The sequence below is a fragment of the Streptomyces brasiliensis genome, assembly GCF_014647875.1.
Classification (GTDB): Bacteria; Actinomycetota; Actinomycetes; order Streptomycetales; family Streptomycetaceae; genus Streptomyces; species Streptomyces brasiliensis.
The window spans coordinates 134,038-148,885 of the sequence record NZ_BMQA01000009.1; the positions used below are offsets into that span (position 1 = coordinate 134,038).

Genomic DNA, 14,848 nt, shown 5'->3' on the forward strand with positions numbered 1-14,848 from the left:
AGGCAACGTGGACGACTACGCGGGTCGCGTGCTCGCCGACCGCTACCGCCTGCCGCTGCCCCCCTCCGACGAGTACGAACTCACCGAGACCCGCGCATTCGACACCTACAGCGGACAGGAAGTCCTGGTACGGCAGGTGCCGTTGCCCGAAGTCGTCGAGGCGGAGGTGCTCGACGCGGACGGGCTGCCCGACGGGTTCACGGCGCGTGACCGCAGGGCGCGGCGGGCGCCGGCCGACCGGACGGCGACGCGACGCCCGGCGGATCCCGCGGTGCGGCGGGCCGTGGAGGCCGCGCAGGCCGCCGCGCGGATCCCCGACCATCCCCGGCTCGACCAGGTCTTCGATGTGTTCGCCGAGGGCGGGTCGCTGTGGATCGTCAGCGAGTTGGTGGCGGCGCGTTCGCTGGCCTCTATGCTCGACGAGCAGCCGCTGACGCCGTACCGGGCGGCCGAGGTCGCCTCCGACGTGCTGATGGCGCTGCGGGTCCTGCACGCGCACGGCTGGGTCCACCGGAACATCACCGCCCGCACGGTCCTCGTCTGCGACGACGGCCGCGTGATGCTGACCGGCCTCGCGGTGGGGGCGGCGGAGGAGGCGCTGTGCGGGTACGACCCGGTGCCGGTCCAGGAGGGGACGGATGACGCGGAAGGGCCTCGCGCCGCGGTAGACCCAGGCACTTCCGGCGGTTCGGGCGGTCCCGGCCCCGCTGGTGCCGGTGCGACTGCTGCGGATCCCGAGGCCGCTCGTCGCGCCGCGATCCAGGCGCGGGAGGCTCATGGGCTGCCGGTGTCCGGCGCGGACGGTTCGGGCGGGGCCGGGGGCTCCGGGGTGCCGGCCCGTTACGCGGTGGAGAGCGGTGCGGACGTCCGGGCCGCCCGCGCCGGGGCGATCGCCGCGTACCGGGCGGGCGCCCGCGCCGCCGCCCGGGTGCAGGAGGCCCAGCAGAACGGGCGTGCCGCGCTGCCCGGCGCCCGCCCGGCCGCGGAGGGCGGTGCCGACGGCGTGCCGCGGAGCACGGGTGAGCGGACCGACTCCGCACCCCCCGGACGGATCGCCAATCCGTACGGCGTCCGTGGTGCCATCCCCTGGCACGGAGCGTCCCCCCGCACAACTCCCGCCGAGGAACAGGGCCTTGCCCCGGTCCTCGCCGCCGACGCGGCCGGCCGCCCCGCGGCCGCCCTGCCCGCGCAGCAGGGACGCACTCCCGTTCCGCCCACCGGTGCCGGCGGTCCGGTGGCGCCGGGCGCGGACGACTCCCGGTGGGACACACCCGTCCCCGGTGCCCGCCGCGGCCCCGCCACCGCGATCGCCGCAGAGCGGGCCCGGCAGGTACGGATGACCGTCGTCGGGCCCGTCACCGAGCGGTGGGCACCGGAACAGGCCGGGTCCGTGCACCAGAACTGGCAGCTGGCGGCGCCCATCGGGCCCGCCACCGATCTGTGGGCGCTCGGCGCGCTGCTGTTCCGGGCCGTGCAGGGGCACGCGCCGTATCCGGAGGAGTCCACCGCCGAGCTCGTGCAACTGGTGTGCGCGGAGCCGCCCGCGTTCGCGGAGGAGTGCGGCCCGCTGCGCCCGGTCGTCGAGTCGCTGCTGCGTCAGGACCCCACCGAGCGCCCGGAGTTCGAGGAGCTGCGCGGCTGGCTGCGCTCACTCGTGCGGTCGGCCCCCGAGCCGGACGCCGGCGCACACATCGTGGCCGCCCCGCCCACCGACCCCCGGCGGCTGCCGATCGTACGGCGGCGCGGCGAGCTGGTGCGCAGGCGGCGCACCGCACTGCCCGTGAACAGCGCGCACGGACGGCACAAGCGGGCCCGGCAGGAGGAGAAGTCCCCGCGCAGCCTGGGCCGCACCCTGCTCCTGCTGATCCTGCTCCTGCTGGCCGGCGCGATCGCGTACGCCATGCTGTTCATGCCCAGGTCGGACGGCAGTACCGGCGCCGCGAGCGGCGACCGGGGCGCGAGTCACGCACCGGCCGACCCGTCACGGGCTCCCGGCGGCGAGTCCTCCGCCGACCCGGCCGGACAGGCCTCCTCCGCGCCCTCCACCGAGACGCAGACCACCACCGACCCCTCCGCCGCCGACGGCTTCACCCTGCGCAAGGACCCCGAGGGCTTCCAGGTCGCCGTCGCCGACGGCTGGGACCGCACGCCCAGGAACGGGCGCGGCCAAGTGGTCTACTCGCACGGGAACTTCGAGCTCCTCGTCGTGCCGGGCCGGGACGGCACCACGACGTACGGCAGCGATCCGATGGCGTACCAGCGCGACAAGGAGAGCGAACTCCAGCCCTACCGCGACTCCAGCTGGGCCACCGCCACCGGCCTGAGGACCATCGAGGTGGGCGGACGCACCATGGCGGAGGGGCAGTTCACCTGGACCGACGACCAGGGCCGTGACCTCTTCGTGCGCAACATCGCGATCCTCCTCGACGGGCGGTACCACGTGCTGCAGGTGCGCGGTCCGGAGGCCGAGCGGGACGAGGTGACGCGGCTGTACGAGCAGGCGTCGGCGACGTACCGGTACACCGGCTGAGCGGCATCGCCGTTCGGTTCCCGGTCGACCGGAGAAGCGACAACCGTCACAGTGCGGTTTCCTTGCGACCCCGCTTGTTCCCTGAAGGCAGGCCGGTCCCTAGTCTGACCCCGTCAAGACCAAAGCGGGGCAACGTGAATCAGATGCAAGGCCTGCTCATCGCGGGCCGCTACCGGCTTGCCGACTCCATCGGCAGCGGCGGCATGGGGAGGGTGTGGCGCGCCCACGACGAGGTGCTGCACCGGTCGGTCGCCGTCAAGGAGTTGACCGCCGCGCTCTACGTCTCCGGGAGCGACCAGGCCGTCCTGCTGGCCCGCACCCGCGCCGAGGCCCGCGCCGCCGCCCGCATCAACCACTCCGCCGTCGTCACCGTCCACGACGTGCTCGAGCACGACGGCCGTCCGTGGATCGTGATGGAGCTGGTCGAGGGCAACTCGCTGGCCGACGCGGTCAAGGAGCGGGGCCGGGTCGAGCCGCGCGAGGCCGCCCGGATAGGGCTGTGGGTGCTGCGGGCCCTGCGCGCCGCACATGCCGCCGGCGTGCTGCACCGTGACGTCAAGCCCGGCAACGTGCTGCTGGGCCGGGACGGCCGCGTCCTGCTCACCGACTTCGGCATCGCGCAGATAGAGGGCGACTCCACCATCACCCGGACCGGTGAGGTCGTCGGCTCGGTCGACTACCTCGCGCCCGAGCGGGTACGTGGCCACGACCCGGGCGCCTCCTCCGACCTGTGGGCGCTGGGTGCCACGCTCTACACGGCGGTCGAGGGCCGTTCGCCGTTCCGGCGCACCTCGCCGCTGAGCACCATGCAGGCGGTCGTCGAGGAGGAGGCCGAGGAGCCGCGGTACGCCGGTGCGCTCGGCCCCGTCATCACCGCCCTGCTCCGCAAGGACCCCGCGCAGCGCCCGGCCGCCGCGGAGGCCGAGCACATGCTCGCCGAGGCGGCGGAGGGCCGGCGGCCCGACACGGCGCAGGCGTACGTGCCGACGCAGCACGGCGGCTCCCACCCGGGCGGGCGGATCGAGTACCGGTCGGCCATCGGCCCCCAGTACGGTCCTCCTCCGGTCACCTCGCACACGGCGGTGGCCCCGCCCGCGGCCCCCGCCCCGCCCCGGCACCGCCGGCTCCGTACGCTCGCCCTCGTCGTCGCCTGCGCGGCGGTCGTGGGAGGCGCCGCCGCGGTGGCGTTGCAGCAGTACGACTCGGGGCGCGAGGGTGACAACGGTATCGGTGTGCACACCCCGGGCCCCACGGCGTCGGTCACGGGCAGCCCGACGGGCACACCGCCCGCGGGCGGCACCGTGCCCGCCGACTGGGAGCCGCATCACGACCCGCTGGGTTTCAGCCTCTCCCTGCCCCCGGGCTGGACGCGCAAGGTGTTCCCCACCGAGGGCGGCATCAAGCAGATCGACTACTCGCCCGACGGCGGCATCCACTTCGTCCGCATCGCGATGGACACCGCACCGGACTTCGCGAACCCCGGCGATCACCAAAGGTACCTGGAGGTGCAGCTGAAGCGGCTGGTCGGATACCAGCGCGTGACGCTGAAGGACAACATCTACCGCGACCGTACGGGCTCACGGTGGGAGTGGACCTGGGACGCGCTGGCCAAGGATCCGCCGTACCTCGCGGGGCCGCGCCACGCCGTCGAGGAGACCTACATCGCCCTCTCCGGCACCGAGTACGCGATCGAATTGTCGTCGCCCGCCGAGGACTGGGCGACGGCGAGCAAGCAGTTCACCTGGGTGCTGCAGACCTGGCAGCCCCCCGAGAACTGAACGCGCTTGGCCGATCGGCGCTCAGGAGCCGGGGCGTCCCGTGGGGCATGATGGGCCCATGGGGATCCCGGGGGACGACTGCCGTGTGATCGCGGGCCGTTATCGCCTGGAGGCGCGGCTGGGGCGCGGCGGTATGGGTGTCGTCTGGCGGGCGACCGACCAGTTGCTGGGCCGCCGGGTGGCGGTCAAGGAACTCGCCCAGGACGACTCCCTCTCCGACGACGACGCCCGGCTCCACCGCGAGCGGACGCTGCGTGAGGCCCGTGCCGTGGCCCAGTTGGGCCATCCGCACATCATCGTCGTGCACGACGTGGTGGAGGAGGGCGAACGGCCGTACATCGTCATGGAGTTGATCGACGGCGGCTCGCTCGCCGAACGGATCTCGGCGCGGGGGCCCGTGGACGCCGCCGAGGCCGCCCGCATCGGCATCGACCTGCTGGGCGCGCTGCGCACCGCGCACGCGGCCGGTGTCCTGCACCGCGATGTCAAACCGGCAAACGTCCTGGTGGAGTCCGGCACCGACCGCGTCGTCCTCACCGACTTCGGCATCGCGCAGGTCGCGGGCGCGACGACCCTCACCGAGACCGGTTCCTTCGTCGGCTCGCCCGAGTACACGGCACCGGAGCGGATGGCGGGGGCCGCGACCGGCCCCGAGTCCGACCTGTGGTCGCTGGGTGTACTGCTGTGCGCGGTGCTGAGCGGCGAGTCACCGTTCCGCCGCGATTCGCTCGGCGGCATCCTGCACGCCGTCGTCGCCGCCGAGATCCGCCCGCCCGCGCAGGCCGCGCCGCTGCTGCCCGTCGTACGGGGCCTGCTGGAGCGCGACCCGGACCGGCGTCTGGACGCGGCGGAGGCGGAGCGGATGCTGCGGGTGTTCCTCGAGACGGGCCGTACACCGCGGCCCGGCGGCGCCTCCGGAGGCCGTACCCCCCGCCTCGTGGGCCGTGCACCCAGGCTCTCTGTCCCGTACTCGCCGACCCAGCGGGACTTACCGGCCCCTGCCGCCGTCGAGCAGCAGCAGGCGCGGCCCTCCACGCGGAGCGTGCTGGTCGCCGCGCTGCTCGTGGCGGCGATGGCCGGGGCCGGTGTGTCGGCGGCGGCGCTACTGCTGAACCGGGGCGGTGGCGTAGGTGGCGCTACGCCGACGAGTTCGGCACCGCACACCACGGCGAGCACCTCGCCCACGCCGTCTGCCTCGGCCACGACGTCCGCCTCGCCGCCGAGTTCGCCGAGCGCCGCCGACACCCGTACGGCGCCGTCCGGTTACCGCCTGGCCCGGGATCCGGCCGGCTTCTCCCTCGCCGTGCCCGAGGGCTTCACGCGCGAGGCGCAGGGCGAGCGGGTCTTCTATCTCTCGCCGGGGGAGACGTTCCGCCTCGGCATCAGGGTCGCCGCCCCGGACCCGGGCGGCCCGCTGGCCGCGATGCGCCGCTCCGCGGCCGAGGGCCCCCGCACCAACCCCGGCTACCACGACGGCAGGGTCACGCGCACCACGCACACCGGACGGCCCGCCGCGCTCTGGGAGTTCACCTGGAACGGCTTCAGCGCGGCCGAGGGGCCCCGGCACACGTACGACCTGTGCTGGGAGGAGAACGGGCGGCTGTACGACGTGTGGGTGTCGGCGCCGGTCGGGAAGGTGCGGGAGGCACGGGAGCACTTCGACGTCGCCGTCGACACATTCGCCGTTGAATTCGCCGGTGATTGAAAGGGGTATTCGCGGCGCGTGGGTCACGGGTCTGTGACCGGTTCTCGACGGTGGTGGCTGTGGGGGCACATGGCGCGATATGGATGGACGTATGAGCAGTCACGGGGGAGCCCGCCACGGGGCCGACGAGCCGACGAGTTTTGAACTGCGACCGCCCGACCCGCACTCCGCCGAGCCGCCGCGTCCCGAGCCCACCCGTACGGTGCCGCCGCAGCCCGGGCACGAGTCGGGCGCCGGGCGGCTGATCGCCGGCCGGTACCGGCTGCTGGCCAAGCTGGGGCACGGCGGCATGGGCACGGTGTGGCGGGCCAAGGACGAGACGGTGGACCGCGAGGTCGCGGTGAAGGAGCCTCGCGTACCGGACCACCTTCCCGAACGTGAACGGGCCAACGCCTTCGAGCGGATGCGCCGTGAGGCGCGCGCGGCGGCGCGGCTCGACCATCCGGCCGTGGTGGACGTCCATGACGTGGCGGTCGTCGACGGTCAGCCGTGGATCGTGATGGAGCTGGTGCGCGGGCGCTCTCTCGGCGACGCGCTCCAGGAGGGCACACTCGACGCGCGCGAGGCGGCGCGGATCGGGCTGCAGGTGCTCGGCGCTCTGGAGGCCGCGCACGCGGCGGGCGTCCTGCACCGCGACGTCAAGCCGGACAACGTCCTGCTGGGCCGGTACGACCGGGTCGTCCTCACCGACTTCGGCATCGCGCAGATCGAGGGCGAGACGAATCTGACCGACACCGGCGGTTTCGTCGGATCGCCCGAATACATCGCGCCGGAGCGGGTGTTGGGGCAACGCCCCGGTCCAGCGTCGGACCTGTGGTCGCTCGGTGTGGTCCTGTACGCGGCGACCGAGGGCGTCTCTCCCTTCCGCCGCAGCAACACCCCCGCCACGCTCCAGTCGGTCCTCAACGCGACCCCCGCCCCGCCCGCCTCCGCACGCGGCCCGCTCGCCGAGGCGATCAACGGTCTGCTCCAGAAGGACCCGGTCCACCGCCCCGACGCGGCCCGGGTCCGGGCCCTGCTGGAGACGGCCGCCAACCCGCCCGCCCCGGTGCCCACCCAGGCCGTCCAGGTCACCGGGCCGGTCGGCGGGGGCCTGCGCCGCTGGGGCCGCAAGCTCTGGATCGGCGTGGGCGCGGTCGTGGTCGCGGCGGCGGTCGCCGGGTACCTGGTGCTCGCCGACCCCTTCGCGGGACCGCTCCCCGACGGCTGGACGAAGAAGGCCGACCCCCGGCTCGGCGTGACGCTGGCCGTCCCCACGCTCTACGAGGTGGGCATGCCCGCCAAGGACGACACGGACAAGAACTGGGTGACGTACACGGACGCGAGCGGCAGCATCTGGATCAGTCTGAATGTGGCCAGGAAGTCCGACGACTCCCTGAACGAGATCAAGGGCAACGCGCCGTCGCAGATGTACGACGACAACGAGAAGTTCAAGAGCGGCGGCGACTACAACCTGTCCATGCCCGGGGGCCCGGACACGAAGACGCACCCGGACGGCGAGGCCGAGTACAAGGGCAGGCAGGCGGCGCAGAACACGATCGCCTACACCACGACCGACAGCCAGCACCCGCGCCGGCGCGAGGTGCAGATCTACTACTACGCGGCCAGGTCAGGGGACATGTACCGGCTCACGATCAGCTATCCCGGCAGGGGCGACTTCACCGCCCGGGGCCGGGAGGTGGCCAGGACGGCGATCGAGAACCTCGACATCGACAAGCTCTGACCGTCTTCCAGGGTCACGCTCCCCGCACCCGCTCCCGGTACCGGCCCGGCGTGACCCCGAACTCCCGGCTGAACGCGTGCGAGAGGGCCGACACGGGGGTGGGGAAGGGGCGCGAGCGGCCCGGCAACCCGTGCTTCCACCAGCGGCAGGGTGACCTGCTCGGGCGGCTGGAGCGGGCCGGGGTGCGCGCGGAGGACGTCGACGTCGTGGTCAACTCCCATGTCCACGCGGACCACGTCGGCTGGAACACCCGTGCCGTGGACGGCGCGTGGGTGCCGTCGTTCCCCCGCGCCCGCTATCTGATCCCGGCCGCCGACGACCGCCACTTCGGGCCCGAGGGCGGGTACGGGGGCGGCAGGCGGGTGGACGACCGGTTCCGCTACGAGGACAGCGTCGCGCCCGTGCGCCGGGCCGGCCTTGCCGTGCTGTGGGAGGGGGAGCACCGCATCGACGACCACCTCACCCTGGAGTCCGCCCCCGGCCACATCCCCGGCTCCTCGGTCCTGCGGCTGGTCTCGCGCGGTGAACGCGCCGTGTTCGTCGGCGACTTGCTCCACAGCCCCGTGCAGATCCTGCGCCCCGAGTGCAGCAGCTGCTTCTGCCTCGATCCCGGGCAGGCCGTGGCGAGCCGGCGTCGCGTGCTCGAACGGGCAGCCGAGGAGCGGGAGTTGGTGGTTCCGGCCCACTTCGCCGGCGGTGGGGGTGTGCAGGTACGACGCACCGGCGGCGGCTTCTCCCTGTACCGGTGGGCTCTCTGACCGGGCCGCGTCGACAAGAGAGCGGTATGCGCGGTACTGATGGGGCATGAGCGAAACCGGTGAACTCGCGCCCGGGGGGCGGCTGCTGGGCGGGTGCTACCGGCTGATCGAGCGCATAGGCACCGGCCCGACGGCCACCGTGTGGCGGGCGCTCGACGAGTCGCGGGAGCGGGAAGTCGCCGTCAAGGAGCCCAGGCTGCCGGGCGACCCGGCGGACGAGGAACGCCTGCGGGCCGCCAACCGCCTCTACCGCGAGGCACGTGCCGCCGCGCGCGTCGACGACCCGGCGGCGGTCGCCATCCACGACGTACTGGTGGAGGACGGACTCCCCTGGATCGTCATGGAGATGATCCACGGCGAGTCCCTCCGCACGGCCCTGGTGAACGGGCCGATGCGGCCCGCCGAAGCCGCGCGCATGGGCCTCGCCGTCCTCGGTGCCCTGCGCGCCGCCCACGCGGTCGGCATCGTGCACCGGGACGTCAAACCGGCGAACGTCCTGATCGAGTCCGGCACCGGCCGGGTGGTCCTCACCGACTTCGGCATCGGCCATCCCCAGGGCGACGAACCGCGTGACGGTGCCGAGTCCGACGATGACGTCGACTTCATGGCGCCCGAGCGGCTGGTGGAGCGCGGCGCCGGACCCGCGTCCGACCTGTGGTCCCTGGGCGCGCTGCTCCGTGCGGCCGTCGAGGGGTGGTCACCGGTCGGTCGTACGGCGGTTTCGGCGCCGTCGGGCACGCCGGTCCCCTCGGCCCGCTGATCCGCCGGCTGCTGCTGCCGGACCCGGGGGAGCGACCCGGCGCGGCGGAGGCCGCGGCGGTGCTGGCGGCGGTCGCCGGGGAGCGTCCCGCGGCGCCGGAGGCGCGGTCGGCCGTAGTCCTGTGACGTACTGGTCCGCCAGGGGAAAAGCTCGTGACACAGATCATCCACACCCCCAACGCCCTGATCAGCGCGTTTTCTGCCAGTGATCACTGGCGGGATGTGAGCACTCGGTGAATCCCTGTTACCGACGGGTACCCAAAGTTTCCGCTCCGACATACCCTGCGCCTCATGACGGACTCGCAGGCCCCGGAGAAGACCGGCACGCACACGACCGGTACCAACCCCCTCGCGCCCGCCCCCGAAGGCGCCCGCACGGCCGCCGACGTGGTCACGCCGGAACTGGTCGCGCAGCTCACGAAGGGCGTCCTCGGCTCCGGCCGGACCGCCAACCACACGCCGTTCACCGGTGAGAAGCTGGCCGACCTGCCCGAGTCCACTCCGGAGGACGTGCTCAAGGCCTTCGAGGCCGCCCGCGCCGCGCAGGCGGTGTGGGAGCGGACACCGGTACGGCAGCGGGCCGCCGTCCTCCTGCGCTTCCACGACCTGCTCCTCGAGCGGCAGGCCGAGGTCCTCGACCTCATCCAGCTGGAGACCGGCAAGGCCCGCCTGCACGCCCACGAGGAGGTCCAGGCCGTAGCCGTCGCCGCCCGGCACTACGGCCGCAAGGCGCCCGCCTATCTGAGGCCGAAGCGGCACGCCGGTGCCATGCCGACGCTGACGAAGGTCACCGAGCTGCGCCACCCGCGTGGCGTCGTCGGCCAGATCGCCCCCTGGAACTACCCCCTCGAGCTGTCCGTCGGCGACGCCCTGCCCGCCTTCGTCGCGGGCAACGCCGTCGTGATGAAGCCCGACACCGAGACCTGCCTGACCGCGCTCTGGGCCCGTGACCTGCTCATCGAGGCCGGGCTGCCCGCCGACGTCTGCCAGGTCGTGCTCGGCGACGGCCCGGTCGTCGGCCCCGAGCTGGTCAAGCACGCCGACTACGTCTCCTTCACCGGCTCCACCCGCACCGGCCGCGAGGTCGCCCAGGGTGCCGCCGCCCGTCTCGTCGGGGTCTCCCTCGAACTCGGCGGCAAGAACGCCATGCTCGTGCTGGCGGACGCCGACATCGAGAAGGCGGCCGCCGGCGCGGTCCGGGCCTGCTTCTCCTCCGCGGGTCAGCTCTGCATCTCCATCGAGCGGCTGTACGTCCACGAGTCGATCGCGGACGCCTTCCTGGAGCGCTTCGCCGCCCGCACCAAGGCCATGCGGCTCGGCAGGTCCCTCGCCTACGGCGCCGACATGGGCTCGCTGGTCGGCGAGCGGCAGCTGAAGACGGTCAGCCGCCATGTCGAGGAGGCCGTCGCGAAGGGTGCGACGGTCGTGGCCGGCGGTGTCGCCCGCCCGGACATCGGCCCGTACTTCTTCGAGCCGACCGTCCTCGACGGCGTGACCGAGCCGATGGCGGTCTGCTCGGAGGAGACCTTCGGACCGGTCGTCTCCATCTACCGCTTCTCGACCGACGACGAGGCGATCGAGCAGGCCAACTCCACGCCGTACGGCCTGAACGCGTCGGTGTGGACGAAGGACGCCCGCCGCGGCCGGGACGTCGCCGCCCGCCTGCGCACCGGCACCGTCAACGTCAACGAGGGCTATGCGCCCGCCTACGGCAGCGTCCAGTCCCCGATGGGCGGCATGAAGGACTCGGGCCTGGGGCGCCGGCACGGCTCCGAGGGCATCCTCAAGTACACCGAGGCCCAGACCGTCGCGCAGCAGCGCCTGCTGCCGATGGCCCCGTCACTCGGCATGGACGACGCGAAGTACGCGGCGTTCATGAGCCGCAGCCTGCGTCTGATGAAGGCGTTCCGCTTCCGCTAGACCCACCCCGTTCTCAACGAGGAGAGCACGTGTCGCAGGAGAACCCTGTCCGCGATCAGGACGATTCGGCATACGACTACGACGTCATCGTCGTGGGCTCCGGCTTCGGCGGTTCCGTCACCGCCCTGCGCCTCACGGAAAAGGGCTACCGGGTCGGCGTCCTGGAAGCGGGCCGCCGCTTCACCCGCGACACCCTCCCCAGGAACTCCTGGGACCTCAAGAACTACCTGTGGGCCCCCAAGCTCGGCATGTACGGCATCCAGCGCATCCATCTGCTGGGCAACGTGATGGTGCTGGCCGGCGCGGGCGTGGGCGGCGGCTCGCTGAACTACGCCAACACCCTCTACGTCCCGCCGAAGGCGTTCTTCGACGACCCGCAGTGGCGGGACATCACGGACTGGCAGGAGGAGTTGAAGCCGTACTACGACCAGGCCCGGCGCATGCTCGGTGTACGGCTCAACCCGACCATGACCCCGTCCGACACGCATCTGAAGACCGCCGCAGAGAAGATGGGCTTCGGCGACAGCTTCCATCTGGCACCCGTCGGCGTGTTCTTCGGCGACGGCGAGGACGCCGACGGGAAGACGAGGGCGAAGCCGGGAGAGCAGGTCGCGGACCCGTACTTCGGCGGCGTCGGGCCGTCCCGCAACGCCTGCACCGAGTGCGGCGAGTGCATGACGGGCTGCCGCCACGGCGCGAAGAACACGCTCAACGAGAACTACCTCCACCTCGCCGAGAAGGCGGGTGTGGTGGTCCATCCCATGACGACGGTCGTCGCCGTGACGGACGACTCGCGCGGCGGCTACGCGGTGACGACGCTGCCGACGGACGAGAAGAAGAAGGGCGAGGGCCGCACGTTCACGGCCCGCCGGGTGGTCCTGGCAGCCGGCACCTACGGCACCCAGACCCTGCTGCACCGCATGAAGACGAACGGCCAACTGCCGTATCTCTCACCCCGCCTCGGCGAACTGACCCGCACCAACTCCGAGGCGCTGGTCGGCGCCCAGACCACCGACCGCCGCTACCGCAAGACGCACGACGCGCCGAAGGCCGACTTCACGCAGGGCGTGGCGATCACGTCCTCCGTCCACCCGGACGAGAACACGCACATCGAGCCGGTGCGCTACGGCAAGGGCTCCAACTCGATGGGCGGCCTGTCCATCCTCCAGGTCCCGTACGCGGAGGGCTCTTCAAGGGTCCTGGCCTGGCTGGCGAACGCGGCCAGGCACCCCTGGCTGGTGGTCCGCTCGCTGTCCAACCGCCGCTGGTCGGAACGGACCATCATCGGCCTGGTGATGCAGTCGCTGGACAACTCCCTGACGACGTACCTGAAGCCGAACGGCGTGGGGAAAGGTCTGTTGACGGCCCGTCAGGGCCACGGCGCCCCCAACCCGAGGCAGATCAGGGCGGCATCGGAGGCGGCGACGGCGATCGCGGCCGAGATCAACGGCTTCGCGGGCAGCAACGTGGGTGAGCTGATGGGCACCCCGCTCACGGCCCACTTCCTGGGCGGCTGCCCCATCGGCTCCTCCCGCGAGACCGGGGTCATCGATCCGTACCATCGCCTCTGGGGCCACCCCGGCATCTCGGTGGTGGACGGCGCGGCGGTCTCGGCGAACCTGGGCGTGAACCCGTCCCTCACGATCACGGCGCAGGCGGAACGGGCGATGTCGTACTGGCCGAACAAGGGCGAGACGGACCCGCGACCGGCGCAAGGCTCGGCCTACGAACGCCTGAAGCCGGTCGAACCGAAGACCCCGGCGGTCCCGGCAGAGGCCTTCGCGGCCCTGCGCCTGCCGTTCCTCGGAATGCCGACGGTACCGCCGAAGGCCTGACCCCCGACTCCGGAAGGAAAGCCAGAAGGACCTGCGCCCCCCTCCGGGCGCAGGTCCTTCTCATGTCTGGGGTGTCACTCAGACGGTGGTCCCGGCCTTACGCCGGCGCACCACGAACACGGCCCCGGCGCCGGCGACGACGGCGACACCGCCGACGAGTCCGATGGTGGGGAGGGCGGAGCTGGAACCGGTGGAGGCGAGGCTGCCGGTGGCCGGGAGCTCCTCGGCGCCTCCCTGCGGCTTCTTGCCACTGTCCGGCTTGTCACCCTTGCCGGGCTTGGCCTCGCCCGGGTTCTCATTGCTGCTGCCGGGCGCGAGGACGGTGAACTCGTAGAAGCCGAAAGCGCTGTGCACGCAGTTCTTCTCCGCGTCCACGTATCCGCCCAGGCCCAGGCTGAAGCCGTCACCGGCGGGCGCCTTGGCCGTGATGTCCAGGCGCAACTTGATGTCGACGGTCTCCTTGGGGCCCAGCGGGGTCTCGCCGAAGTAGACACCGTTGCCGATCTCGTCCGCGAGGGACTCCCACGCCTGGGTCTTCGGGTTGAAGAACTCGAGCCGCGCGTAGGTGCTCAGCCAGTCCTTCTCGTTGTCGCTCTCCGCGTAGTTGTCGACGACCGCGAGCCACTGCACGGTGCCGAGCGACTTGTCGCTGTGGTTGGCGGCCGTGAGCTTGAAGTTGTGCCAGCCGCTGCCCGCGACGATCTTGCCGGGCAGGCCGGACACGGCGATGCTCAGCTGCGACTCGGGGTCGACACCGTCCTCGCCGAGGGGGCAGTCGTCGGGCCACTCGGAGGGCTCGCCGGTGGGCGTCGCGCTCTGGCTCGGCGTGGTGCTCGGCGTGGCCGACACGGACGTCGAGGCGCTCGGGCTGGTGCTCGGCGACTGGGAGGCGGGGGTGCTGTCCTCGGCGGCCGGGGTGCTGTCTTCGGCCGCCGGCGTGCTGTCCTCGGCCGCGGGGGTGCTGTCCTCGGCCGCCGGCGTGCTCTCCTCCGCCGCCGGGCTGCTGATCGACGTGCTCGGAGACTCGTCGCCGTCCGCGAACGCGGCCGGCGCGGACAGGAGAGCGAGCGGGGCTATTACTGCCGTCGCGGCAGCCGTGGCCATGGCACGGCGAAGCTTCATGGAGACCTCGGTGAGTCCGGCGCACTGCGCAGCACGCAGCACGAACGTTGGGGGAGGCCCGCCGCGTGTGGGGCGCGGGTGCGGCCCTTGGTACACGAGGTTTGATCAACGAGGCGCACGCAAGGTTGCACGCGAATTCACAGAATTTTTAAGTGTGCGACATCACATACGGCGCGGGCGCAAGCGAAGGGCCCCGCGGGACGGGGCCGCGGGGCCCTTCTGCGTCAGCACCGGCGTCAGGGCAGCGCCGGTGCCCGGGAGCGGCGCCGGGGGGTTGCGCCGCTTGTTACGTGTGCCCCGCACCCCGCCCTGTGCACGTGGTCGCCGCCCCGGCGCGCACAGGACGCGCGGGTGGTCTCGACCTCTGGCAGCCGGGTGGTGCGGTGCAGTGCAATGAGGTTGTCTGTTCGGAGACTTGGGGCTTTCTCCGCATCGTGCTGGATGAACGCGGCCTCCGCAACCGTTCGACCCAGCCCTTGTGCAGTTCGGCAGTTTCCGCCGGTCGACCCCGGGCGTCCCCGGAGCCGGCCGGTTCTCTTGGATGACCGGGCTGCTGTCCCCTGCCGTCCGGTCACTTCCCTGGAGCGAGGTCCCACGACGCACGGCACGATCCGCACGTCTCATCGCTCCAGAGCGAGCCACGCGTGGTTCTTTCGGGCCCGCCCCTGGCTGGCACGGACACCGGGACCAACGAAGCGGTCCGCGCGGCGGTCACGCG

9 protein-coding genes are annotated in these 14,848 nt (G+C 72.7%); 8 read left to right on the forward strand and 1 reads right to left on the reverse strand.

The window, feature by feature from the left end; translation table 11 throughout:
• Positions 1-7 precede the first annotated feature (7 nt).
• From IEZ19_RS16725 to IEZ19_RS16760, 8 genes are all read left to right on the forward strand, one after another.
• Positions 8-2,530: a serine/threonine kinase C-terminal domain-containing protein gene (locus tag IEZ19_RS16725; protein ID WP_189311974.1), complete on the forward strand. Its 2,523-nt coding sequence runs from the start codon at positions 8-10 to the stop codon at positions 2,528-2,530.
• Positions 2,531-2,673: 143 nt separating this feature from the next.
• The gene (locus IEZ19_RS16730; protein WP_189312132.1) at positions 2,674-4,308 is read left to right on the forward strand and encodes a serine/threonine-protein kinase; all 1,635 of its coding nucleotides are present in this window, start codon (positions 2,674-2,676) and stop codon (positions 4,306-4,308) included.
• Between the two features lie 58 nt (positions 4,309-4,366).
• Positions 4,367-6,013, forward strand: a complete 1,647-nt coding sequence (locus IEZ19_RS16735; protein WP_189311975.1) for a serine/threonine-protein kinase — start codon at positions 4,367-4,369, stop codon at positions 6,011-6,013.
• A 91-nt stretch (positions 6,014-6,104) separates the two neighbouring features.
• Positions 6,105-7,736 (forward strand): serine/threonine-protein kinase, encoded by a 1,632-nt coding sequence (locus IEZ19_RS16740; protein ID WP_189311976.1) that lies wholly within the window; start codon positions 6,105-6,107, stop codon positions 7,734-7,736.
• A 50-nt stretch (positions 7,737-7,786) separates the two neighbouring features.
• Positions 7,787-8,494: an MBL fold metallo-hydrolase gene (locus IEZ19_RS16745; RefSeq protein ID WP_229840386.1), complete on the forward strand. Its 708-nt coding sequence runs from the start codon at positions 7,787-7,789 to the stop codon at positions 8,492-8,494.
• Positions 8,495-8,540: 46 nt separating this feature from the next.
• A complete protein-coding gene (locus IEZ19_RS16750) occupies positions 8,541-9,254 on the forward strand; it encodes a serine/threonine-protein kinase (protein WP_373296987.1) in 714 nt (237 codons plus the stop codon).
• A 290-nt stretch (positions 9,255-9,544) separates the two neighbouring features.
• Positions 9,545-11,173, forward strand: coding sequence for a succinic semialdehyde dehydrogenase (locus IEZ19_RS16755; protein ID WP_189311977.1), 1,629 nt, complete (start codon positions 9,545-9,547; stop codon positions 11,171-11,173).
• 29 nt (positions 11,174-11,202) lie between these two features.
• Positions 11,203-13,008, forward strand: a complete 1,806-nt coding sequence (locus tag IEZ19_RS16760) for a GMC family oxidoreductase N-terminal domain-containing protein (RefSeq protein ID WP_189311978.1) — start codon at positions 11,203-11,205, stop codon at positions 13,006-13,008.
• A gap of 78 nt (positions 13,009-13,086) precedes the next feature.
• On the opposite strand, the gene IEZ19_RS16765 is transcribed toward IEZ19_RS16760, so the two are convergent.
• A complete protein-coding gene (locus IEZ19_RS16765; protein ID WP_229840387.1) occupies positions 13,087-14,130 on the reverse strand; it encodes an LPXTG cell wall anchor domain-containing protein in 1,044 nt (347 codons plus the stop codon).
• Positions 14,131-14,848: the final 718 nt, after the last annotated feature.